General features: G+C 61.6%; 22 protein-coding genes and 1 pseudogene. 18 read left to right on the top strand and 5 right to left on the bottom strand.

Features of this window, described 5'->3' with window-relative positions; all coding sequences use genetic code 11:
* Nucleotides 1-88 precede the first annotated feature (88 nt).
* The 5 genes and pseudogenes from coaBC (at nt 89) to argB (ending at nt 4,349) form a co-directional block, all read left to right on the top strand.
* On the top strand, nt 89-1,297 hold the full coding sequence (gene coaBC / locus PSH94_RS25240) for a bifunctional phosphopantothenoylcysteine decarboxylase/phosphopantothenate--cysteine ligase CoaBC (protein WP_266245059.1): 1,209 nt from the start codon (nt 89-91) through the stop codon (nt 1,295-1,297).
* A 5-nt stretch (nt 1,298-1,302) separates the two neighbouring features.
* Nucleotides 1,303-1,758 carry a dUTP diphosphatase gene (dut, locus tag PSH94_RS25245; RefSeq protein ID WP_181076270.1) on the top strand — a complete coding sequence of 152 codons (456 nt, stop codon included), beginning with the start codon at nt 1,303-1,305 and terminating at the stop codon, nt 1,756-1,758.
* Nucleotides 1,759-1,826: 68 nt separating this feature from the next.
* Nucleotides 1,827-1,985 carry a hypothetical protein gene (locus PSH94_RS25250; RefSeq protein ID WP_253509789.1) on the top strand — a complete coding sequence of 53 codons (159 nt, stop codon included), beginning with the start codon at nt 1,827-1,829 and terminating at the stop codon, nt 1,983-1,985.
* A gap of 18 nt (nt 1,986-2,003) precedes the next feature.
* Nucleotides 2,004-3,425: pseudogene (locus PSH94_RS25255) on the top strand (phosphomannomutase/phosphoglucomutase); the annotation flags it as partial.
* 18 nt (nt 3,426-3,443) lie between these two features.
* Nucleotides 3,444-4,349 carry an acetylglutamate kinase gene (argB, locus tag PSH94_RS25260; RefSeq protein WP_003176913.1) on the top strand — a complete coding sequence of 302 codons (906 nt, stop codon included), beginning with the start codon at nt 3,444-3,446 and terminating at the stop codon, nt 4,347-4,349.
* Nucleotides 4,350-4,411: 62 nt separating this feature from the next.
* Here the strand turns inward: argB and pyrE are convergent, their stop codons facing one another.
* Nucleotides 4,412-5,059: an orotate phosphoribosyltransferase gene (gene pyrE, locus PSH94_RS25265; protein ID WP_181076267.1), complete on the bottom strand. Its 648-nt coding sequence runs from the start codon at nt 5,057-5,059 to the stop codon at nt 4,412-4,414.
* A gap of 82 nt (nt 5,060-5,141) precedes the next feature.
* Between pyrE and PSH94_RS25270 the strand changes: the two genes are divergently transcribed.
* A complete protein-coding gene (locus PSH94_RS25270) occupies nt 5,142-5,921 on the top strand; it encodes an exodeoxyribonuclease III (protein ID WP_003195493.1) in 780 nt (259 codons plus the stop codon).
* A gap of 58 nt (nt 5,922-5,979) precedes the next feature.
* On the opposite strand, the gene PSH94_RS25275 is transcribed toward PSH94_RS25270, so the two are convergent.
* Both PSH94_RS25275 and rph read right to left on the bottom strand, forming a co-directional pair.
* A complete protein-coding gene (locus PSH94_RS25275; protein ID WP_181076266.1) occupies nt 5,980-6,348 on the bottom strand; it encodes a DUF4870 domain-containing protein in 369 nt (122 codons plus the stop codon).
* 22 nt (nt 6,349-6,370) lie between these two features.
* Nucleotides 6,371-7,093: a ribonuclease PH gene (gene rph, locus PSH94_RS25280; protein ID WP_034101482.1), complete on the bottom strand. Its 723-nt coding sequence runs from the start codon at nt 7,091-7,093 to the stop codon at nt 6,371-6,373.
* A gap of 214 nt (nt 7,094-7,307) precedes the next feature.
* On the opposite strand from rph, the gene PSH94_RS25285 reads away from it, so the two are divergent.
* The 6 genes from PSH94_RS25285 (at nt 7,308) to PSH94_RS25310 (ending at nt 12,620) form a co-directional block, all read left to right on the top strand.
* Nucleotides 7,308-8,171 (top strand): YicC/YloC family endoribonuclease, encoded by an 864-nt coding sequence (locus tag PSH94_RS25285; protein ID WP_181076264.1) that lies wholly within the window; start codon nt 7,308-7,310, stop codon nt 8,169-8,171.
* 10 nt (nt 8,172-8,181) lie between these two features.
* Nucleotides 8,182-8,802: a guanylate kinase gene (gene gmk / locus PSH94_RS25290; RefSeq protein WP_181076262.1), complete on the top strand. Its 621-nt coding sequence runs from the start codon at nt 8,182-8,184 to the stop codon at nt 8,800-8,802.
* A 167-nt stretch (nt 8,803-8,969) separates the two neighbouring features.
* Entirely contained in the window at nt 8,970-9,233 is a 264-nt protein-coding gene (gene rpoZ / locus PSH94_RS25295; RefSeq protein ID WP_003176920.1) for a DNA-directed RNA polymerase subunit omega, read from the top strand.
* Between the two features lie 60 nt (nt 9,234-9,293).
* Nucleotides 9,294-11,399: a bifunctional GTP diphosphokinase/guanosine-3',5'-bis pyrophosphate 3'-pyrophosphohydrolase gene (gene spoT / locus PSH94_RS25300; protein ID WP_181076261.1), complete on the top strand. Its 2,106-nt coding sequence runs from the start codon at nt 9,294-9,296 to the stop codon at nt 11,397-11,399.
* Nucleotides 11,400-11,439: 40 nt separating this feature from the next.
* On the top strand, nt 11,440-11,820 hold the full coding sequence (locus PSH94_RS25305) for a RidA family protein (RefSeq protein WP_003176922.1): 381 nt from the start codon (nt 11,440-11,442) through the stop codon (nt 11,818-11,820).
* A 56-nt stretch (nt 11,821-11,876) separates the two neighbouring features.
* Nucleotides 11,877-12,620, top strand: a complete 744-nt coding sequence (locus PSH94_RS25310; protein ID WP_181076259.1) for a hypothetical protein — start codon at nt 11,877-11,879, stop codon at nt 12,618-12,620.
* A gap of 64 nt (nt 12,621-12,684) precedes the next feature.
* Here PSH94_RS25310 and PSH94_RS25315 read toward each other — a convergent pair whose 3' ends face one another.
* Nucleotides 12,685-13,536, bottom strand: a complete 852-nt coding sequence (locus PSH94_RS25315; protein WP_181076257.1) for an SDR family oxidoreductase — start codon at nt 13,534-13,536, stop codon at nt 12,685-12,687.
* Between the two features lie 191 nt (nt 13,537-13,727).
* Between PSH94_RS25315 and exbB the strand changes: the two genes are divergently transcribed.
* The 6 genes from exbB (at nt 13,728) to PSH94_RS25345 (ending at nt 20,545) form a co-directional block, all read left to right on the top strand.
* Entirely contained in the window at nt 13,728-14,696 is a 969-nt protein-coding gene (gene exbB / locus PSH94_RS25320; protein ID WP_181076255.1) for a tonB-system energizer ExbB, read from the top strand.
* A gap of 6 nt (nt 14,697-14,702) precedes the next feature.
* Nucleotides 14,703-15,128, top strand: a complete 426-nt coding sequence (exbD, locus tag PSH94_RS25325) for a TonB system transport protein ExbD (RefSeq protein ID WP_017526806.1) — start codon at nt 14,703-14,705, stop codon at nt 15,126-15,128.
* Nucleotides 15,125-15,877 carry an energy transducer TonB gene (locus tag PSH94_RS25330; protein ID WP_034101489.1) on the top strand — a complete coding sequence of 251 codons (753 nt, stop codon included), beginning with the start codon at nt 15,125-15,127 and terminating at the stop codon, nt 15,875-15,877. The genes exbD and PSH94_RS25330 overlap by 4 nt, the downstream gene beginning before the upstream one ends.
* Before the next feature lie 142 nt (nt 15,878-16,019).
* A complete protein-coding gene (locus PSH94_RS25335; RefSeq protein ID WP_181076254.1) occupies nt 16,020-16,943 on the top strand; it encodes a hydrogen peroxide-inducible genes activator in 924 nt (307 codons plus the stop codon).
* Between the two features lie 8 nt (nt 16,944-16,951).
* Nucleotides 16,952-19,027 (top strand): ATP-dependent DNA helicase RecG, encoded by a 2,076-nt coding sequence (gene recG, locus PSH94_RS25340; protein ID WP_181076252.1) that lies wholly within the window; start codon nt 16,952-16,954, stop codon nt 19,025-19,027.
* A 117-nt stretch (nt 19,028-19,144) separates the two neighbouring features.
* A complete protein-coding gene (locus PSH94_RS25345; RefSeq protein ID WP_305436000.1) occupies nt 19,145-20,545 on the top strand; it encodes an aminoacyl-tRNA deacylase and HDOD domain-containing protein in 1,401 nt (466 codons plus the stop codon).
* Nucleotides 20,546-20,660: 115 nt separating this feature from the next.
* Here the strand turns inward: PSH94_RS25345 and PSH94_RS25350 are convergent, their stop codons facing one another.
* Entirely contained in the window at nt 20,661-21,035 is a 375-nt protein-coding gene (locus PSH94_RS25350; protein ID WP_003195530.1) for a hypothetical protein, read from the bottom strand.
* Nucleotides 21,036-21,069 lie beyond the last annotated feature (34 nt).

Below are 21,069 nucleotides of genomic sequence, written 5' to 3' on the forward strand. Positions count from 1 at the left end.
GGCCCTCTTTTTTGCCTGCGATTTCACCTGGGGAGGGGGCATCGCAGGCGTCACTGAACTGGCTTCACTGAACTGGAAAGGCAAACCAATGCAGCGTCTGTATCGGAAACGCATCGTTCTCGGCGTCGGCGGCGGCATTGCCGCTTACAAGAGCGCAGAGTTGGTTCGCAGGCTTCTCGACCAAGGCGCCGAAGTGCGCGTGGTCATGACCCGCGGCGGCAGTGAGTTCATCACCCCGCTGACCATGCAGGCCCTGTCCGGCCACCCGGTTCACCTGGACCTGCTCGACCCCGCCGCCGAAGCCGCCATGGGCCATATCGAGCTGGCCAAATGGGCCGACCTGGTGTTGATCGCCCCGGCCACCGCCGACCTGATCGCGCGCCTGGCCCAAGGTATCGCCGACGATCTGCTCACCACTCTGGTACTGGCCACCGACGCCACCGTTGCCATCGCTCCGGCCATGAACCAGGCCATGTGGCGCGACCCGGCAACCCAGGCCAACACTCAACTCCTGCAAAGCCGTGGCCTGAAGGTGTTCGGCCCGGCCTCCGGCAGCCAGGCCTGCGGTGACGTGGGCATGGGCCGCATGCTCGAAGCCACCGACTTGGCCCTGTGTGCCGCCGAGTGTTTCCAACACCTGGCCCTCACCGGTAAGCACGTGCTGATTACCGCAGGCCCGACCCAGGAAAACATCGACCCGGTGCGCTACATCACCAACCATAGCTCAGGGAAAATGGGGTTTGCCCTGGCCGAAGCAGCGGTTGAGGCAGGCGCGCGTGTCACGCTCATCACTGGCCCGGTGCATTTGCCGACGCCGGATCGCGTGACGCGCATTGATGTGGTCAGCGCCCGCGACATGCTGGCGGCCTGCGAAGCGGCCATTCCATGTGACCTGTTCATCGCCTCGGCAGCGGTTGCGGACTACCGTCCAGAAGTCGTCGCCCCGCAAAAACTCAAGAAAGACCCTACCAGCGGCGATGGCCTGCTCCTGCAAATGGTGCGCAACCCGGACATTCTGGCCACCATCGCCACACGCCCGGACCGCCCGTTCAGTGTCGGCTTTGCCGCCGAGACCGAAAACCTGCTGGACTATGCCGCGCGCAAGCTGAAAGACAAAAACCTCGACTTGATCGTTGCCAATGATGTCGCCAACCCGAGCATCGGCTTCAACAGCGAGGAAAACGCTTGCAGCGTGATCGACCGCGAGCTGCACGCCACCCTTTTCGCCCAGACCAGCAAGGGCAAGATTGCCCGCCAACTGATCTCTTTTATCGCCCAACGGCTGAACCAGGTTTAATTTCCATGCACGCTTTGCAAGCCAAGATCCTCGACCCCCGCCTCGGTACCGACTTCCCATTGCCGGCCTACGCCACACCAGGCTCCGCCGGCCTGGACCTGCGCGCCATGCTCAAGCAAGACACCGTGCTTGAACCGGGCCAGACCCTGCTGATCCCCACCGGCCTGTCGATCTACGTGGGCGATCCGGGCCTGGCGGCACTGATCCTGCCGCGTTCCGGCCTGGGCCATAAGCACGGCATCGTGCTGGGCAACCTGGTGGGCCTGATCGATTCGGACTATCAGGGCGAGCTGATGGTGTCGTGCTGGAACCGTGGGCAAACCGCCTTCAACATCGCCGTCGGCGAGCGCATTGCCCAACTGGTGCTGGTGCCGGTGGTGCAGGCGCACTTCGAACTGGTAGAGGAATTCGACGAAACCCAACGCGGTGCGGGCGGTTTTGGGCATTCCGGCAGCCACTGACTAAGCTGAATCGGGCCGGACACTGACGTCCGGCTTAACGCCCCTGGCAAGGTCATTCAGGACGAAGAATGCGTGAAGTTAAATGGCAATATTTCTCCATTAAAATCAAAGCATTATGCGGATACGGCAACGATGGGCGAGCGGCGATGGCATTTTTGCACCACGAACTCTCTGCCGAAAACGCCGTCATACCCTTCAGCTTGAGCCTGCCGGCCACCCCCAATTAGGCCAGCCTTGCCCCCCCCCTTCAGATGGAGTTTCCCCCCGCGATGAGTACCGCAGCCCGTGTAGCCCCGACGTTCCCAGACAGCATTTTTCGCGCCTACGATATTCGCGGCGTCGTACCCAAAACCCTGACCGCCGAAACCGCTTACTGGATTGGCCGCGCCATCGGTGCCCAAAGTCTGGCCCAAGGCGAGCCCAATGTCTGCGTCGGCCGCGATGGGCGCTTGTCCGGTCCGGAGCTGGTGGAGCAACTCATCCAGGGCTTGGCCGACAGCGGCTGCCATGTCAGCGATGTGGGCCTGGTGCCGACACCGGCGCTGTACTACGCGGCAAACGTCCTGGCCGGCAAGTCCGGCGTGATGCTTACCGGCAGCCACAACCCGTCGGACTACAACGGCTTCAAGATTGTCATTGCCGGCGACACCCTGGCCAATGAACAGATCCAGGCCCTGCACACACGCCTTAAAACCAATGACCTGACCAGCGGCCAGGGCAGCATCACCAAGGTCGACATCCTGCAGCGCTACTCCGATGAAATCACCGGCGACGTCAAACTGGAGCGCCGCCTGAAGGTGGTGGTGGACTGCGGCAACGGCGCGGCCGGTGTGATCGCCCCGCAATTGCTCGAAGCCCTGAACTGCGAGGTCGTCCCGCTGTTCTGCGACGTGGACGGCAACTTCCCCAATCACCACCCGGACCCGGGCAAACCTGAAAACCTGGTGGACCTGATCGCCAAGGTCAAGGAAACCGGCGCTGACGTCGGCCTGGCCTTCGACGGCGATGGCGATCGTGTGGGCGTGGTGACCAACACCGGCGTAAACGTGTTCGCCGACCGCCTGCTGATGCTGTTCGCCCGCGACGTGGTCAAGCGCAACCCCAACGCCGAGATCATTTTTGACGTGAAGTGCACCCGCCGCCTCACGCCGCTGATCAAGGAATATGGCGGTCGCCCGCTCATGTGGAAGACCGGTCACTCGTTGATCAAAAAGAAAATGAAGGAAACCGGCGCCCTGCTCGCCGGCGAAATGAGCGGCCACGTGTTCTTCAAGGAACGCTGGTTCGGCTTTGACGACGGCATTTACAGCGCCGCGCGCCTGCTGGAAATCCTCAGCAAGGAAAAATCCACCGCCGAAGAGCTGTTTCAGACCTTCCCGAACGATATTTCCACGCCAGAGATCAATATCCATGTGACCGAGGAGAGCAAATTCAGCATCATTGACGCTCTGCACGATGCGCAATGGGGTGAAGGCGCCAACCTGACGTCCATTGATGGTGTGCGAGTCGATTACGCCAAAGGCTGGGGCCTGGTTCGCGCCTCCAACACCACACCGGTGCTGGTGCTGCGTTTCGAGGCGGATACCGAGGCTGAGTTGCAGCGCATCAAGGACGTGTTCCACGCCCAGTTGAAACGTGTTGCCCCTGATCTCCAATTACCGTTCTGATTTTTACCGGAGCCCTGAATGACCCTCGAACGCGAAGCCGCTGCCAACACCGCCAAGGTCCTGTCCGAAGCGTTGCCTTACATTCGACGCTACGTCGGCAAGACGCTGGTGATCAAGTATGGCGGCAATGCCATGGAAAGCGACGAGCTCAAAACCGGCTTCGCCCGCGACATCGTGCTGATGAAGGCGGTGGGCATCAACCCGGTGGTCGTGCATGGCGGCGGCCCGCAAATCGGCGACCTGCTCAAGCGGTTGTCGATCGAGAGTCACTTTATCGATGGCATGCGCGTCACTGACGCGCAGACCATGGACGTAGTGGAGATGGTCCTCGGCGGCCAGGTAAACAAAGACATCGTTAACCTGATCAACCGTCACGGCGGCAGCGCCATCGGCCTGACCGGCAAGGACGCGGAGCTGATCCGCGCGAAAAAACTGACAGTGACCCGCCAGACGCCGGAAATGACTCAGCCGGAAATCATCGACATCGGCCAGGTGGGCGAAGTGATCGGCATCAATACCGATCTGCTGAACCTGCTGGTCAAAGGCGACTTCATCCCGGTGATCGCGCCAATCGGCGTAGGTGCCAACGGTGAGTCCTACAACATCAACGCCGACCTGGTGGCCGGCAAGGTGGCCGAGGCCCTGAAGGCTGAAAAGCTGATGCTGCTGACCAACATCGCCGGCCTGATGGACAAGCAAGGCAAGGTGTTGACCGGCCTGACCACCCAGCAAGTGGACGACTTGATCGCCGACGGCACCATCTACGGCGGCATGCTGCCCAAGATCCGTTGTGCACTGGAGGCCGTGCAGGGCGGGGTTGGCAGCTCGCTGATCCTGGATGGCCGGGTGCCGAATGCGATCCTGCTGGAAATTTTCACCGATACCGGTGTGGGCACGCTGATCAGTAATCGCAAGCGTCCTTAAACCGCTGACAACGAAAAGCCCCGCTCAACCTGATTGAGCGGGGCTTTTTTATGGTTCGGCGATTACTGAACGCCGAACTGCTCGCGGTATGCACGAACAGCAGGCAAGTGCTGCTTAAGCTGCGGATCATCTTCCAGGAACTGCAACACCTGGTTCAGCGACACGATGCTTACCACTGGAATGTCGAAATCGCGCTCCACTTCCTGGATCGCCGACAATTCACCGTTGCCGCGCTCCTGGCGGTTCAGTGCGATCAGCACACCGGCGGCCTTGGCGCCTTCCTGGGACGCGATGATCTGCATCACTTCACGGATCGCCGTGCCGGCAGTGATCACGTCGTCGATGATCAGCACATCACCGGTCAGTGGCGCGCCTACCAGGCTGCCGCCCTCGCCATGGGCCTTGGCTTCCTTGCGGTTGAAGCACCACGGCAAATCGCGCCCATGATGCTCGGCCAGAGCCACGGCCGTAGCGGCAGCCAAAGGGATGCCTTTGTAGGCAGGGCCAAACAGCACGTCGAAGGCAATACCGCTTTCAACGATGGCCGCCGCGTAGAAACGACCCAGCTGCGCCAGGGCGGAACCGGAGTTGAACAAGCCGGCATTGAAGAAGTACGGGCTGGTGCGCCCGGACTTGAGGGTGAACTCACCGAAGCGCAAAACCCCGCGATCGATGGCAAAACGAATGAAATCGCGTTGATACGCCTGCATGAAAAAAGCCTCAGATACCACGGATTTAGCTAATTAGGTAGACGGCGTGTATCATACACGCACGCGATTTTTGGGGCCATTTATGCGGATCATCAGTGTGAACGTTAATGGTATTCAGGCTGCAGTCGAGCGTGGTTTGCTCAGTTGGCTGCAAGCCCAGAATGCCGACGTCATCTGCCTGCAGGATACCCGCGCCTCCGCCTTTGAACTGGACGACCCAGCCTTCCAATTGGATGGCTACTTCCTTTATGCCTGCGATGCCGAAGTGCCCACTCAAGGTGGCGTGGCTTTGTACTCGCGGTTGCAACCCAAGGCGGTCATCAGCGGCCTCGGCTTCGAGACAGCCGACCGCTACGGGCGCTACCTGCAAGCCGATTTCGACAAGGTCAGCATCGCGACCTTGCTGCTTCCATCAGGGCAGAACGGCGATGAAGACTTGAACCAGAAATTCAAGCTAATGGACGATTTCGCCCGTTACCTGGATAAGCAGCGGCGCAAACGTCGCGAGTACATTTATTGTGGCTCGCTGTACGTGGCGCAACAGAAGCTGGATATCAAGAATTGGCGCGACAGCCAGCAATCTCCAGGCTTCCTGGCGCCGGAGCGGGCCTGGATGGACGAGATTGTCGGCAACATGGGTTATGTCGATGCCCTGCGCGAAGTCAGCCGTGAAGGCGACCAGTACAGCTGGTGGCCGGACAACGAACAGGCCGAAATGCTCAACCTGGGCTGGCGTTTCGACTACCAGCTGCTGACCCCAGGTCTGCGCCGCTTCGTTCGCAGCGCGCGTTTGCCGCGCCAACCGCGTTTCTCGCAGCATGCGCCGTTGATCGTGGACTACGACTGGACACTGACCATCTAAGGTCTTTTTCCAGGCACAAAAAAACCGACATCACTGTCGGTTTTTTTGTGGGCGGTCATTATTTAACCAGACGCCAGGTCAGCGGATAGCGATAAGCGATGCCGTTGTTGGCCTTGATGCCACCGATGATGGTCAGCACCACCGTGGCAATCGCCAGGGCCATCATCAGGAAAAACCCAATCACGGCGAACGCGAGCACGATGCAGACCAACCAGGCGATAGCCACGGTTATCTGAAAGTTCAAGGCTTCCTTCCCCTGATCGTCGATGAACGGGTCCACTTCCTTCTTCATCTGCCACAGGATCAGCGGCCCCACGACACTGCCGAAAGGGAACACAAACCCGAGGAACGCCGCGAGGTGGCACAACATTGCACTCTGCCGAACCTCGTAGGAAGGGGTAGGTACCGGCATTTGGCTGTCATTCATGGCGCTTCTCCTTGAGGCGGTTTCAGTCGGCCAGGGCGGCGTTCTGCAGTTCGAAAATTTCGCTCATGCCTTTCTGGGCCAAGGCCAGCATGGCGTTCAGGTCGGCCGGCTGGAATGGCGCGCCTTCAGCGGTGCCCTGCACTTCGATGAAACCACCGGTGCTGGTCATCACCACGTTGAGGTCGGTTTCGGCGGCAGAGTCTTCCAGGTAATCCAGGTCCAGCACAGGCTCGCCCTGGTACATACCGACCGACACCGCGGCAATCATCTGTTTGAGTGGATCGCCGGCCTTGAGGCCGCCACGCTTCTTGATCACTTTCAGGGCGTCGACCAGGGCCACCATGGCGCCGGTAATGGACGCGGTGCGAGTACCGCCGTCGGCCTGGATTACGTCGCAATCGACATACAGGGTCACGTCGCCCAGCTTGGACATATCCAGGGCGGCGCGCAGGGAGCGACCGATCAGGCGCTGGATTTCCAAGGTACGACCGCCCTGCTTGCCTCGGCTGGCCTCACGCTGGTTACGCTCGCCGGTGGCGCGCGGCAACATGCCGTATTCGGCGGTCAACCAGCCCTGGCCCTGGCCCTTGAGGAAACGCGGCACGCCATTTTCGACGCTGACGGTGCAGATGACCTTGGTATCGCCAAACTCGACCAGTACGGATCCCTCGGCGTGTTTGGTGTAGTTGCGGGTGATGCGGATCGAGCGGAGCTGATCGGCAACGCGACCACTTGGACGTTTCATAGGGGATACCTGTACTGAGGACGAAAACTGCCGGGCATTATAGAGCCGCGAACCGCTTCGGGGCACTTCTAAAAATTCAGTTACGAATGCTGGGCCCGTCGCCCTTTGTTTGGGCGCATTCGTCCCACTGCGCTACAATCCTGCGCCTTCGCAGCCTGCCTGCTTCATTTACCCATCAGCCCGTGATCGCGGGACTGCAACGCGAGGTACCCGCATGGTGCACAGCATGACCGCCTTCGCCCGCGTCGAAAAAGCCGGCGTCCAGGGCACCCTGAGCTGGGAATTGCGCTCGGTCAACAGCCGCTACCTGGAGCCGCACCTGCGCCTGCCGGAGTCGTTCCGCGACCTCGAAGGCGCCGTGCGCGAAGCGCTGCGCCAGGGCATTTCCCGCGGCAAGCTGGAATGCACCCTGCGCTTTACCGAAGAAACTGCCGGCAAACCGCTGCAGGTCGACCGCGACCGCGCGGCACAACTGGTCGCCGCCGCCGAAACCATTGCCGGCCTGATCCAGCGGCCGGCCCCGCTCAACCCTCTGGAAGTGCTGGCCTGGCCCGGTGTATTGGTGGCCGACGCTGCCGACCCGCAGGCCCTCAATGCCGAGGCCCTCGCCCTGTTCAACCTGGGCTTGAAGGAGCTCAAGGCCGGTCGAGAGCGTGAAGGTGCCGAGCTGGCGCGCCTGATCAACGAGCGCCTGACCTCGATCGAAGAGGATGTGCTGATCCTGCGCGACCTGGTGCCACAGATGCTCGCCACACAGCGCCAGAAGGTGCTCGACCGTTTCGCCGACATGAAGGCTGACCTCGATCCGATGCGCCTTGAGCAGGAAATGGTGCTGCTGGCACAGAAAAGCGACGTTGCCGAAGAGCTCGACCGTCTGAGTACCCACATCCTGGAAGTGCGCCGCGTACTCAAGTCCGGCGGTGCCGCTGGTCGTCGCCTGGACTTCCTGATGCAGGAACTCAACCGCGAAGCCAATACACTGGGCTCCAAAGCCTTCGATCCGCGCAGCACACAGGCGGCGGTCAACCTCAAAGTGTTGATCGAGCAGATGCGCGAACAAGTACAGAATATTGAGTAAGGCAACCTCCATGACCCATAGCACCGGCACCCTTTACATCATTTCCGCCCCTTCGGGCGCGGGCAAGAGCAGTCTGGTCAAGGCCCTGACCGACACCAACGATCAAATCCGCATCTCGGTTTCCCACACCACTCGTGCCATGCGCCCGGGTGAAGTGAATGGCGTGCACTATCACTTCGTCGAGCGCACCGAGTTCGTGAAGATGATCGAACACGGTGACTTCCTAGAGCGCGCCGAAGTGTTCGGCAACCTCTATGGCACCTCGCAAAGCCACCTGCAGCAGACCCTGGACGAAGGCCACGACCTGATTCTGGAAATCGACTGGCAGGGCGCCGAGCAGGTGCGCAAATTGATGCCCAACGCGCGCTCGATCTTTATCCTGCCGCCCTCGCTGGAAGCCTTGCACCAGCGCCTGACCAATCGCGGCCAGGACAGCGACGAGATCATCGACGGCCGTATGCGTGAGGCGGTCAGCGAAATGAGCCACTACGTCGACTACGATTACCTGATCATCAACGACGATTTTTCCCACGCGCTGGATGACTTGAAGGCGATTTTCCGTGCCAATCAGCTCCAGCAGAAGCGGCAACAGCAGCGTTTTGGCAAATTACTGGCCGAATTGCTCGGCTGATTGACGCTTCCCAAAACCCCTGCAAGGGCTTTACATTGGCGCTTGCAGCGGTTTGGCGAGGTTCCGCGAAAAATCAGCGCTTCCCTAAACGCTGGTGATTTTTTAAACTGCTCAGTCCGCTCGCCCAACCGGGCAGCGCGCATCTTGCATTCGCTCCGAGGAATACCATGGCCCGCGTAACCGTTGAAGACTGCCTAGAACACGTGGATAACCGCTTTGAGCTGGTCATGCTCTCTACCAAGCGTGCCCGTCAACTGGCCACTGGCGGCAAAGAGCCCCTGGTCCAGTGGGAAAACGACAAGCCGACCGTTGTCGCCCTGCGTGAAATCGCCGAAGGCCTGATGAGCTACGAGTTCATCGCCAATGCCGAAATCGTTGAAGACGAACCGCTGTTCGCAGCGTTCGAGGACGAGTCCAACGAGGCCGTCTAAGCCTATGCCTGGTCGACGTAGCACGGCGCGGGGTCACAGCCATCGGCAGGAGTTCACACTTTGCCGAGCATAGACGCCCTCGCCGATCGCTTATCGGCCTACCTCGGCCCAGACCAGGTCAATCTGGTCCGCCGAGCGTATTTCTACGCCGAACAAGCCCACGACGGCCAACGCCGTCGCAGCGGCGAGGCGTATGTCACCCATCCTCTTGCGGTGGCCAATATTCTTGCGGACATGCACATGGACCATCAGAGCCTGATGGCCGCGATGCTGCATGACGTGATCGAAGACACCGGTATCGCCAAGGAAGCGCTCAGCTCCCAGTTCGGCGAAACCGTGGCCGAACTGGTCGACGGGGTCAGCAAACTGACCCAAATGAACTTCGAGACCAAGGCCGAAGCCCAGGCGGAAAACTTCCAGAAGATGGCCATGGCCATGGCCCGCGATATCCGCGTGATCCTGGTCAAGCTGGCCGACCGGCTGCACAACATGCGCACGCTGGAAGTGCTGTCCGGCGAAAAACGCCGGCGCATCGCCAAGGAAACCCTGGAAATCTACGCCCCCATCGCTAACCGGCTGGGCATGCACGCCATTCGCATCGAGTTCGAAGACCTCGGCTTCAAGGCGATGCACCCGATGCGTTCGGCGCGCATCTACCAAGCGGTCAAGCGCGCCCGAGGCAACCGCAAGGAAATCGTCAACAAGATCGAAGAGTCGTTGAGCCATTGCCTGGCGATTGACGAGATCGAAGGCGAGGTCAGTGGCCGACAGAAGCACATCTACGGCATCTATAAGAAGATGCGCGGCAAACGTCGGGCCTTTAACGAAATCATGGACGTGTATGCGTTCCGGATCATCGTCGACAAGGTGGATACCTGCTACCGCGTACTCGGCGCTGTACATAATTTGTACAAGCCCCTGCCCGGCCGCTTCAAGGACTACATCGCCATTCCCAAAGCCAACGGCTATCAGTCGCTGCATACCACGCTGTTCGGGATGCATGGCGTGCCGATCGAGATCCAGATCCGCACTCGGGAAATGGAAGAGATGGCCAACAACGGCATCGCCGCCCATTGGCTGTACAAATCCAGTGGCGACGAACAGCCCAAGGGCACCCACGCCCGTGCTCGCCAGTGGGTCAAAGGCGTGCTGGAAATGCAGCAACGCGCGGGCAACTCCCTCGAATTTATCGAAAGCGTGAAAATCGACCTGTTCCCGGACGAGGTCTACGTGTTCACGCCCAAAGGCCGGATCATGGAGCTGCCCAAGGGCTCCACAGCGGTCGATTTCGCCTACGCGGTGCACACCGATGTGGGCAATAGCTGCATAGCCTGTCGGATCAACCGGCGCCTGGCGCCGCTGTCGGAGCCGCTGCAAAGCGGCTCCACCGTAGAGATCGTCAGCGCACCGGGCGCGCGCCCGAATCCGGCATGGCTCAATTTCGTGGTCACCGGCAAAGCCCGCACACACATTCGCCATGCTCTCAAACTGCAGCGCCGTTCCGAGTCCATCAGCCTGGGCGAACGCCTGCTGAACAAGGTGCTCAACGGCTTCGACAGCGCCCTGGACAAAATTCCCCAGGAGCGCGTGCAGGCGATGCTTCACGAATATCGCCAGGAAACCATCGAAGACCTGCTCGAAGACATCGGCCTGGGCAACCGCATGGCCTATGTGGTCGCCCGCCGCCTGCTGGGCGAAGGCGAACAACTGCCAAGCCCGGAAGGCCCACTGGCGATTCGCGGCACCGAGGGCCTGGTGCTCAGCTACGCCAAATGCTGCACACCGATCCCGGGCGATCCGATCGTCGGCCACTTGTCCGCCGGCAAAGGCATGGTGGTGCACCTGGACAACTGCCGCAACATCTCCGAAATCCGCCACAACCCGGAAAAATGCATCCAGCTCTCGTGGGCCAAGGATGTCACCGGCGAGTTCAATGTCGAGCTGCGCGTAGAGCTGGAACACCAGCGCGGCCTGATCGCTCTGCTGGCCAGCAGCGTCAATGCGGCCGACGGCAACATCGAGAAGATCAGCATGGACGAACGCGATGGTCGCATCAGCGTGGTCCAACTGGTGGTCAGCGTGCACGATCGCGTGCACCTGGCCCGCGTGATCAAGAAGCTGCGCGCCTTGACGGGAGTCATCCGCATCACCCGCATGCGTGCCTAGTGCGTCATACCCCGCCACTGCCTATTACAAGGAGTCATTCATGACCAAGACTGTTATCACCAGCGACAAAGCCCCGGCCGCCATCGGTACTTACTCCCAGGCAATCAAGGCAGGCAACACCGTCTACATGTCCGGCCAGATCCCACTGGACCCAAAGACCATGGAACTGGTGGAAGGCTTCGAAGCCCAGACCGTGCAAGTCTTCGAAAACCTCAAGTCCGTGGCCGAGGCCGCCGGCGGTTCGTTCAAGGACATCGTCAAGCTGAACATCTTTCTCACCGACCTGAGCCACTTCGCCAAGGTCAACGAGATCATGGGCAAGTACTTCGAACAGCCTTACCCAGCCCGCGCCGCCATCGGCGTGGCAGCTCTGCCAAAGGGCGCGCAGGTTGAGATGGACGCGATTCTGGTCATCGAGTAAAACACCCGGCGCAGCCCCCACAGGCTGCGCCGACTTCGTTTTAAAAGGATTTCATCATGCGCAAAGCGCTTGTAGCCTCTTCATTGCTCGCCCTGTTGCTCGGCGGCTGCGCCAGCAACCCCGCCGATCAGGATGTAAGCGGTACCTGGATCAACCAGGCCGCCATCGATGCGGCAGCCAAGGGCGGCCCTTTGCGTGAAGCGCTGCAAAGCTTCGGCCCGAATCTGGAATGGGAGGTCAATACCAAGGCCTCCCAAGCGCGCTACTACAACGGTTTTGAAGTGGCGGAAGGCAAACTGCTTGCGGAACAATCCGGCGCCTGGAGCGTAGGCTTCTACGGCAGCTCCGCCACCGAACTCAAGCGCAAAGGCAAGCAACTGCTGCAGGTGGCCAACGATAACGAGCCCGAGCAATTGTTCGCTCGCGCCAAGGACCCCGCCCCGGAAGGCGCGCCACTGGGCGCCAACTTCGAACGGGCGTTGTACGCCGCCTACCTGGGCGGCGACTGGAAGATCACCGACGGCTTCGGCAACGGCGCCATCGTGCAGTTCCAGGCCGATGGCAAGGTTGTCGGCCTGCCCAGGGTCGATCGGTATTCACTGTGCCTGGCCGGCGATTGCGCTTCCATGAGCGGCGGCTATGACAGCATCTGGCTGCAACTCAATGGTCAGGGCAACCCCTGGATTTTCATGCGCAAAGACAAGCAGTTGGAGATTTTCCAGGCGGTCAATACGGCGCAGGCGGACGAAGTACCTTCGTTTACGCCGGGCCCTCGCCAATGGCTGCTGGAAAAACAATAACCGCCCTGAATGAAAGTGAATGTGGGAGAGGGCAAACCCCTTCCCACCATTTTCAGACCGTGTTTCAGCCCTTGAGGATCGCCGCGTAGCCTTCCCGATACGTCGGGTATGTCGGCGTCCATCCCAAGGCCTTGATGCGCGCATTACTGCATTGCTTGCTCCCCGCACGCCGCACGCTCGCCTCGTCGGACCACTGCGTCACGCCCAGGTAATCGCGCAACCAGGCCACCACCTCGGCCAGCGGCGCCGGCGCGTCGTCCACACCGATGTAGACCTTATCCAGCGAACCGCCCTGCTCCACATGGCGCAGCAGGAATGCGAGCAAGCCCGCCGCATCATCCGCGTGGATCCGGTTGCCATATAAGGGCGGATCGACCGCCACCCGGTAACCCTTGCGCACCTGGGTCAGCAACCATTCGCGGCCAGGGCCATAAATACCGGTCAACCGCACGATGCTGGCCGCAATGCCGCTGTTCAAGGCGACCTGCTCGGCTTCGAGCATGATCTGACCGGAGTAGCCTTTGGCCTGAGTTTCAGACGTTTCGTCGACCCACTCGCCGTTCTGCTGCCCATACACACTGCTGCTGGACACAAACAGTAGATGTTTGGGTTGCTGGCCGTAATCGCCGAGCCACTCCAGCACATGCTGCAACCCCTGCACGTACGCCGCGCGATAGCCGGCTTCATCGTGATCGGTCGCGGCAGCGCAATACACCAGGTAATCCACTGCGCCGATCGGCCAGGTGTCCGGGCAGTCCTTTTTGAACAGGTCGCCGGCAATGCCGATCACTCCGTCGGGCAAGCGCGAAATGTCACGCCGCAGACCATGCACCTCCCATTCCGAGGCGAGCAATTGGCTGGCTAACCGACTCCCCACATCGCCACATCCGACAATCACAACAGAAGGCGCGGACATCATAAAACTCCGTATCGAAAGGTCTAGGTTAGCGCTGCCGGTTGACCGACGGCCAGAAAAACGGCAAATAAAGTTACTGTATTACTTCTGTTAACAAGAATTACTTGCAATAATGACCGCCCATTTGTCCTCGACCCCTGCTCAGGGTCTGGCAGGACAATCACTCATTCTTTCTCTCAGGTCCGGCCAGCATGACACGTAATACAACCCCCGCTTCGCCAACCAAGCCTCACAGTCCTTCCCGCGCCTGGCGCGCGATTGCTGCGGTGCTGTTCAGCGTTCTGCTGGCACCGACCGCCGCATTCGCCGACGCCACCGCGCCAGCCACGCCCACTGCCGCCGAGCAGAGCGCCGCCGCACCGGCTGCACCGGTTGCCGCGCCGGCCGCCACCGATCCGGCCGCAGCGGCCGCGGACGACACCGGCGTAGTGCTGGAAGAAAACAACACCCTGGGCATGGCCCATGACCTGTCGCCATGGGGCATGTACCAGAACGCAGACGTGGTAGTGAAGGCCGTGATGATCGGCCTGGCCATTGCCTCGATCATCACCTGGACCATCTGGATTGCCAAAGGCTTCGAGCTGTTGGGCGCCAAGCGCCGTCTGCGCACTGAAATCGTCCATCTGAAAAAGGCCGCCACCCTCAAGGAAGCCAGCGAAAGCGCCACCAAGAAAGGCACCCTGGCCAATACCCTGGTGCACGATGCGCTGGAAGAGATGCGCCTGTCGGCCAACACCCGCGAAAAAGAAGGCATCAAGGAGCGCGTAGCGTTCCGCCTGGAGCGCCTGGTGGCCGCCTGCGGTCGCAACATGAGCAGCGGCACCGGCGTGCTGGCGACCATCGGTTCAACCGCGCCGTTCGTCGGTCTGTTCGGCACCGTGTGGGGCATCATGAACAGCTTCATCGGCATCGCCAAAACCCAGACCACCAACCTCGCCGTCGTTGCCCCCGGCATCGCCGAAGCCTTGCTGGCAACCGCCCTCGGGTTGGTCGCCGCGATTCCTGCGGTGGTGATCTACAACGTCTTCGCCCGTTCGATTGCCGGCTACAAGGCTCAGGTATCGGACGCGTCGGCGGAGGTTCTGCTGCTGGTCAGCCGCGACCTCGATCACCTGCCTACCGAGCGCAGCTCGCAACCGCACATGGTGAAAGTGGGGTAATCGGCCATGGGCCTGCATTTGAATCAAGGCGACGACGAACTCGTCGAGAACCACGAAATCAACGTCACGCCGTTTATCGACGTGATGCTGGTGCTGCTGATCATCTTCATGGTGGCCGCACCGCTGGCAACCGTAGACATTAAAGTCGACCTGCCCGCCTCCAGCGCCAAACCGGCGCCACGCCCGGAAAAGCCGATCTTCCTCAGCGTCAAGGCGGATCAACGCCTGTTCCTGGGTGAAGAAGAAGTCAAGACCGAAACCCTGGGCCCGGTGCTCGACGCCAAGACCCAAGGCAAGAAAGACACGACGATCTTCTTCCAGGCTGACAAAGGCGTGGACTACGGCGATCTGATGAGCGTGATGGATGCCCTGCGCGCGGCCGGCTACCTCAAGGTTGGCCTGGTTGGACTTGAGACGGCAGCCAAGAAATGATCACGACGCGCCACAAACTGACGCGTTATGGCACCAGCCTCGCCGTCGTGCTGGGCGTGCATGCCATCGCGATTGCCATCGCACTCCATTGGTCGGCGCCGCGTACGGTGCAATTGCCGCCGGCGGCCATGGTCATCGACCTGGCGCCCGCGCCTGCGCCACCACCACCGCCGGCCCCGCCGAAGGTGGTGACGCCGCCGCAACCGCCCGCCCCGGTGGAAGAGTTGCCGCTGCCGAAAATGGCCGAGGCGCCCAAGCCGACTATCCAGGTGCCCAAGCCGGTCAAGCCCAAGCCCAAACCCCAGCCGCCCAAGCCGGTGGAAAAAAAGCCCGAGCCGCCCAAGGAGAAACCGTCCGAGGAGCCGCCGAGCGATACGCCGCCGACCCAGGCGCCACCGCAGAAATCGGCACAGCCTGCTCCGGGGCCGTCGCCGCAACAGCTCGCGGCCAAGGCGTCCTGGGAAGGCACTTTGCTGGCGCACTTGCAGAAGTACAAGAAGTACCCGCCAGGCGCGCAGGCACGTGGCAAGGAAGGCTTGAACCGCCTGAAGTTCGTGGTCGACGCTGAAGGCAATGTGCTGTCGTACGAGTTGGTGGGGCTCTCCGGCAACGCCGACCTGGACCGCGCCACTCTGGACATGATCCGTCGTGCCCAGCCGCTGCCCAAACCGCCGGCCGATATGGTCAAGAGCGGCAGCATCGAGATCGTTGCACCGTTCGTGTACAACATCGAAAAGCGTCGTCGCTGAACATTAGCATGGCGAGGGGCAACCCTCGCCACTTTCAGCAAAATCCTCGGCACTTCCCACTCAATCCCTTACAAACTTCTGATAACGTGCGTCTATCGATTGCAGCCGGTATGCTTGGCTCGCAACCTCATGGACGCCCGCTATGACTCTTACAGAATTACGCTACATCGTGACCCTCGCCCAAGAGCAACACTTTGGCCATGCGGCCGAGCGCTGCCATGTCAGCCAGCCGACGCTGTCGGTGGGCGTGAAAAAGCTTGAAGACGAACTCGGTGTGCTGATTTTCGAGCGCAGCAAGAGCGCCGTGCGCCTCACGCCAGTAGGCGAAGGTATCGTCGCCCAGGCCCAGAAGGTGCTGGAACAGGCGCAAAGCATTCGCGAGCTGGCCCAGGCCGGCAAGAACCAGCTCACCGCGCCGCTCAAGGTCGGGGCCATCTACACCGTCGGCCCGTACCTGTTTCCGCACCTGATTCCGCAACTGCACCGCGTGGCGCCGCAGATGCCGTTGTATATCGAAGAAAACTTCACCCACGTACTGCGCGACAAACTGCGCAACGGCGAGCTGGACGCAATCATCATCGCCCTGCCGTTCAACGAAGCGGATGTGCTCACCCTGCAGCTCTACGACGAGCCGTTCCAGGTGCTGATGCCCGCTTCCCACCCGTGGACCAAAAAAGCCACCATCGACGCCGCTCTGCTCAACGACAAGAGCCTGCTGCTGCTCGGCGAAGGCCATTGTTTCCGCGACCAGGTGCTGGAAGCCTGCCCGACCCTCACCAAAGGCAACGACGGCGCCAAGCACACCACGGTGGAATCCAGCTCCCTGGAAACCATTCGCCACATGGTCGCTTCGGGCCTGGGCATCTCGATCCTGCCGTTGTCGGCGGTAGACAGCCATCATTACGCCCCTGGCGTGATCGAAGTGCGCCCACTGACGCCACCGGTGCCGTTCCGTACCGTGGCGATCGCCTGGCGCGCCAGTTTCCCACGGCCCAAGGCGATTGAGATCCTCGCCGACTCGGTCCGCCTGTGCTCGGTGGCCAAGCCGCCTGCCGCCGCGAGCTGATCCGTCGTATGACTGAGCTGTCGCAGGTGTCGGTGACGGCACTCAAGGGTGTCGGGGACGCCATGGCCGAGAAGTTGGCCAAGGTCGGCCTGGAGAACCTCCAGGACGTATTGTTCCACTTGCCCCTGCGTTATCAGGACCGCACTCGCGTGGTGCCCATCGGCCAGCTTCGCCCTGGGCAGGACGCGGTGGTCGAAGGTACGGTCAGCGGCGCCGACGTGGTGATGGGCAAGCGCCGCAGCCTGGTGGTGCGCCTGCAGGATGGTACCGGCGGCCTTAGCCTGCGCTTCTACCATTTCAGCAATGCACAGAAAGAAGGCCTTAAACGCGGTACTCGCGTGCGCTGTTACGGCGAAGCCCGCCCCGGCGCCTCGGGCCTGGAAATCTACCACCCGGAATACCGTGCAATTACCGGCGACGAACCGCCGCCGGTAGACACCACCCTCACTCCGATCTACCCGCTCACCGAAGGCCTGACTCAACAACGCCTGCGCCAGTTGTGCATGCAGACGCTGACGATGCTCGGCCCGACCAGCCTGCCGGACTGGCTGCCCCTGGAGCTGGCCCGCGACTATCAACTGGCGCCGCTGGCCGATGCGATTCGCTACCTGCATCACCCGCCCGCCGACGCCGACGTGGACGAGCTGGCCCTGGGTCATCATTGGGCCCAGCATCGCCTGGCCTTCGAAGAGCTGCTGACCCACCAACTGTCCCAGCAACGCCTGCGCGAAAGCATGCGCTCGCTGCGCGCGCCGGCAATGCCCAAGGCCACGCGCCTGCCCGCGCAATACCTGGCCAACCTCGGGTTTGCGCCGACCGGCGCCCAGCAGCGCGTGGGCAACGAAATCGCCTACGACCTCAGTCAGCAGGAACCCATGCTGCGCCTGATCCAGGGCGACGTCGGCGCAGGCAAGACCGTGGTCGCCGCCCTCGCCGCGCTGCAGGCGCTGGAAGCCGGTTACCAGGTGGCGCTGATGGCGCCTACCGAGATTCTCGCCGAACAGCACTTCATCACCTTCAAGCGCTGGCTGGAGCCGCTGGGCCTGGAAGTCGCCTGGCTGGCCGGCAAGCTCAAGGGCAAGAACCGCGCCGCCGCGCTGGAGCAGATCGCCGCTGGCGCACCGATGGTGGTGGGCACCCACGCACTGTTCCAGGACGAAGTGCAGTTCAAGAACCTGGCCCTGGTGATCATCGACGAACAACACCGCTTCGGCGTGCAACAGCGTCTGGCCCTGCGCCAGAAAGGCGTGGGCGGGCGCATGAGCCCGCACCAACTGATCATGACCGCCACGCCGATCCCGCGCACCCTGGCGATGAGCGCCTACGCCGACCTCGACACCTCGATCCTCGATGAACTGCCGCCCGGCCGCACGCCGGTCAACACCGTGCTGGTCACCGACACGCGGCGGGTCGAGGTGATCGAACGCGTGCGTGGTGCCTGCGCCGAAGGCCGCCAGGCCTATTGGGTCTGCACCCTGATCGAAGAGTCCGAGGAACTGACCTGTCAGGCCGCCGAGACTACCTATGAAGACCTCACCAGCGCCCTGGGCGAGCTCAAGGTCGGGCTGATCCATGGCCGTATGAAACCGGCGGAAAAAGCGGCGGTGATGGCCGAATTCAAGGCCGGCAACCTGCAACTGCTGGTCGCCACCACTGTGATCGAGGTTGGCGTGGACGTGCCCAATGCCAGCCTGATGATCATCGAGAACCCCGAACGCCTGGGCCTGGCGCAGTTGCACCAGCTGCGCGGGCGCGTGGGCCGAGGCAGCGCCGCCAGCCACTGCGTGCTGCTGTACCACCCGCCGCTGTCGCAGATCGGCCGCCAGCGCCTGGGCATCATGCGCGAAACCAACGACGGTTTTGTGATTGCCGAAAAAGACCTCGAACTGCGCGGCCCCGGTGAAATGCTCGGCACCCGCCAGACCGGCCTGCTGCAATTCAAGGTAGCCGATCTGATGCGTGACGCCGACCTGCTGCCCGCCGTGCGCGATGCCGCCCAAGCCCTGCTGGAACGCTGGCCGGATCACGTCAGCCCGTTGCTGGACCGCTGGCTGCGACACGGCCAGCAATACGGCCAGGTTTAACGCTGTCGAAGGAAAAACCGTCGCGGATCACCAACCTGGTCACAAACAGCACTTATCCGACCAACACTTGTACCAAGCTGGTTATACTTCGATGACTGTACGAAATTGGATCAGGCCATGTCAGAAGTTGCCCATGCCACAGCCCCGCTGACCGCTCCGCCGGTCATTCGGGACCTGCTCGCCAAGCTAGCCGTCAGCTACACGGAAGTCGCCGAACAACCGGGCCTGAATCCTGCGCAAAAGGTCCAGGCCGTGCTGCTCGAAGATGCGGTGGGCGCATTGATGGTGCTGTTCCCGCAGAGCCAGTTACTGGACCTCAACCGCCTCGCCGAACTCACCGGCCGTCGCCTCACCGCCGTGGCGCCGGAGCGCGTCAAGCGCATGCTGGATAAACACAACCTGAGCCTGCTGCCAGGCCTGCCGCCGCTCACCAGTTCGCCCTGTCTGTATGAAGGCAGCCTGCTCAATCAACCGAGCCTGCTGGTGCATTCGGGCGAAGCCGGGCTGTTGCTGCAAATCGACACCGCAGCCTTCAAGACCCTGCTCACCAAGGCCAGCGCCGCGCAGTTCGGCGAGCCACTGAGCAATATTCGCCCGAACCTCGACCGCCCCAATGATGACCGCGAGGAAATCACCCAGGCGATGCAGGCCTTCACTGCGCGCCGTATCCAGCAACGCCTGGAAGCAACCATCGAGATTCCGCCGCTGGCCGACACCGCGCAGAAGATCATCAAGCTGCGGGTCGACCCCAACGCGACCATCGACGACATCACCGGCGTAGTGGAAACCGACCCCGCCCTGGCGGCGCAAGTGGTGAGCTGGGCCGCGTCGCCGTACTACGCGTCGCCGGGCAAGATCCGCTCCGTGGAAGACGCTATCGTGCGCGTGTTGGGTTTCGATCTGGTGATCAACCTGGCGCTCGGCCTGGCCCTGGGCAAAACCCTGAGCCTGCCCAAGGACAACCCACACCAGGCCACGCCGTACTGGCATCAATCGATCTACACCGCCGCCGTGATCGAAGGCCTGACCCGCGCCATGCCAAGGGCGCAGCGCCCTGAAGCCGGCCTGACTTACCTGGCCGGCTTGCTGCACAACTTCGGCTATCTGCTGCTGGCCCACGTATTCCCGCCGCACTTCTCGCTGATCTGTCGGCATCTGGAAGTCAATCCGCACCTGTGCCACAGCTATGTGGAACAGCACCTGCTGGGCATCAGCCGCGAGCAGATCGGCGCCTGGCTGATGCGCTACTGGGACATGCCGGACGAACTGTCCACGGCCCTGCGTTTCCAGCATGACCCGACCTACGACGGCAACTACGCCGAGTACCCGAACCTGGTGTGCCTGGCCGTGTGCCTGCTGCGCAGCCGGGGGATCGGTTCCGGGCCGGACGAAACCATCCCGGATGCGCTGCTTGAGCGTCTGGGCTTGAGCCGGGACAAAGCTGACGAAGTGGTGGGTAAAGTACTGGACGCCGAAGTCTTGCTGCGCGAACTGGCCTCGCAATTCACTCAGGGTTGAATGTGGCGCCTGTCATATAGCAATCGGGGGCAAGCCCGCTCCCACATAGGAATGCATTCCAAATGTGGGAGGGGGCTTGCCCCCGATGAATCCAACTCGGCCTAGCTGAAAAGCCCTACTTCTTTTTCTTCGGCTTCAAGTACTTGGTCAAGCCCTGGAACCAGATCACCAGCGCCGGGTTGCCCTTGATCTGGATCGACTTGTCCTGAATCCCCGTCATGAACGCCAGTTGCTTGTTCTTCGCCTGCATCGTGGCGAAGCCGTAGGCGGCATCTTTAAAGGCAATGGCAAACGCCGGCGCCGGGTGAACACCCGAACGGCTGGTGATGCGCTGGTCTTTAACAATGAAGTGACGGGCAACCTTGCCGTCGAGGGTCTGCAACTGAAACGCCAGGTCTTTGTCACCCAGCTGTTGCTGAAAGGCAGGGTTGGTGCGGCTGGCTTTGCCCATCATCAGGCCCAGCACCCACAACAGAAGACGAAATTTCATGCACACGGCCTCGGTGTAATTATTGAATGGCCGC

This window comes from Pseudomonas sp. FP2254 (assembly GCF_030687695.1).
GTDB classification, from domain to species: domain Bacteria; phylum Pseudomonadota; class Gammaproteobacteria; order Pseudomonadales; family Pseudomonadaceae; genus Aquipseudomonas; species Aquipseudomonas quebecensis.

What these genes read in the sequence shown, in the direction of transcription:
- coaBC (WP_266245059.1), top strand. Translation starts at nt 89, where the DNA reads ATGCAGCGTCTGTATCGGAAACGCATCGTTCTCGGCGTCGGCGGCGGC.
- dut (WP_181076270.1), top strand. Translation starts at nt 1,303, where the DNA reads ATGCACGCTTTGCAAGCCAAGATCCTCGACCCCCGCCTCGGTACCGAC.
- PSH94_RS25250 (WP_253509789.1), top strand. Translation starts at nt 1,827, where the DNA reads ATGCGTGAAGTTAAATGGCAATATTTCTCCATTAAAATCAAAGCATTA.
- argB (WP_003176913.1), top strand. Translation starts at nt 3,444, where the DNA reads ATGACCCTCGAACGCGAAGCCGCTGCCAACACCGCCAAGGTCCTGTCC.
- pyrE (WP_181076267.1), bottom strand. Translation starts at nt 5,059, where the DNA reads ATGCAGGCGTATCAACGCGATTTCATTCGTTTTGCCATCGATCGCGGG.
- PSH94_RS25270 (WP_003195493.1), top strand. Translation starts at nt 5,142, where the DNA reads ATGCGGATCATCAGTGTGAACGTTAATGGTATTCAGGCTGCAGTCGAG.
- PSH94_RS25275 (WP_181076266.1), bottom strand. Translation starts at nt 6,348, where the DNA reads ATGAATGACAGCCAAATGCCGGTACCTACCCCTTCCTACGAGGTTCGG.
- rph (WP_034101482.1), bottom strand. Translation starts at nt 7,093, where the DNA reads ATGAAACGTCCAAGTGGTCGCGTTGCCGATCAGCTCCGCTCGATCCGC.
- PSH94_RS25285 (WP_181076264.1), top strand. Translation starts at nt 7,308, where the DNA reads ATGGTGCACAGCATGACCGCCTTCGCCCGCGTCGAAAAAGCCGGCGTC.
- gmk (WP_181076262.1), top strand. Translation starts at nt 8,182, where the DNA reads ATGACCCATAGCACCGGCACCCTTTACATCATTTCCGCCCCTTCGGGC.
- rpoZ (WP_003176920.1), top strand. Translation starts at nt 8,970, where the DNA reads ATGGCCCGCGTAACCGTTGAAGACTGCCTAGAACACGTGGATAACCGC.
- PSH94_RS25305 (WP_003176922.1), top strand. Translation starts at nt 11,440, where the DNA reads ATGACCAAGACTGTTATCACCAGCGACAAAGCCCCGGCCGCCATCGGT.
- PSH94_RS25310 (WP_181076259.1), top strand. Translation starts at nt 11,877, where the DNA reads ATGCGCAAAGCGCTTGTAGCCTCTTCATTGCTCGCCCTGTTGCTCGGC.
- PSH94_RS25315 (WP_181076257.1), bottom strand. Translation starts at nt 13,536, where the DNA reads ATGTCCGCGCCTTCTGTTGTGATTGTCGGATGTGGCGATGTGGGGAGT.
- exbB (WP_181076255.1), top strand. Translation starts at nt 13,728, where the DNA reads ATGACACGTAATACAACCCCCGCTTCGCCAACCAAGCCTCACAGTCCT.
- exbD (WP_017526806.1), top strand. Translation starts at nt 14,703, where the DNA reads ATGGGCCTGCATTTGAATCAAGGCGACGACGAACTCGTCGAGAACCAC.
- PSH94_RS25330 (WP_034101489.1), top strand. Translation starts at nt 15,125, where the DNA reads ATGATCACGACGCGCCACAAACTGACGCGTTATGGCACCAGCCTCGCC.
- PSH94_RS25335 (WP_181076254.1), top strand. Translation starts at nt 16,020, where the DNA reads ATGACTCTTACAGAATTACGCTACATCGTGACCCTCGCCCAAGAGCAA.
- recG (WP_181076252.1), top strand. Translation starts at nt 16,952, where the DNA reads ATGACTGAGCTGTCGCAGGTGTCGGTGACGGCACTCAAGGGTGTCGGG.
- PSH94_RS25345 (WP_305436000.1), top strand. Translation starts at nt 19,145, where the DNA reads ATGTCAGAAGTTGCCCATGCCACAGCCCCGCTGACCGCTCCGCCGGTC.
- PSH94_RS25350 (WP_003195530.1), bottom strand. Translation starts at nt 21,035, where the DNA reads ATGAAATTTCGTCTTCTGTTGTGGGTGCTGGGCCTGATGATGGGCAAA.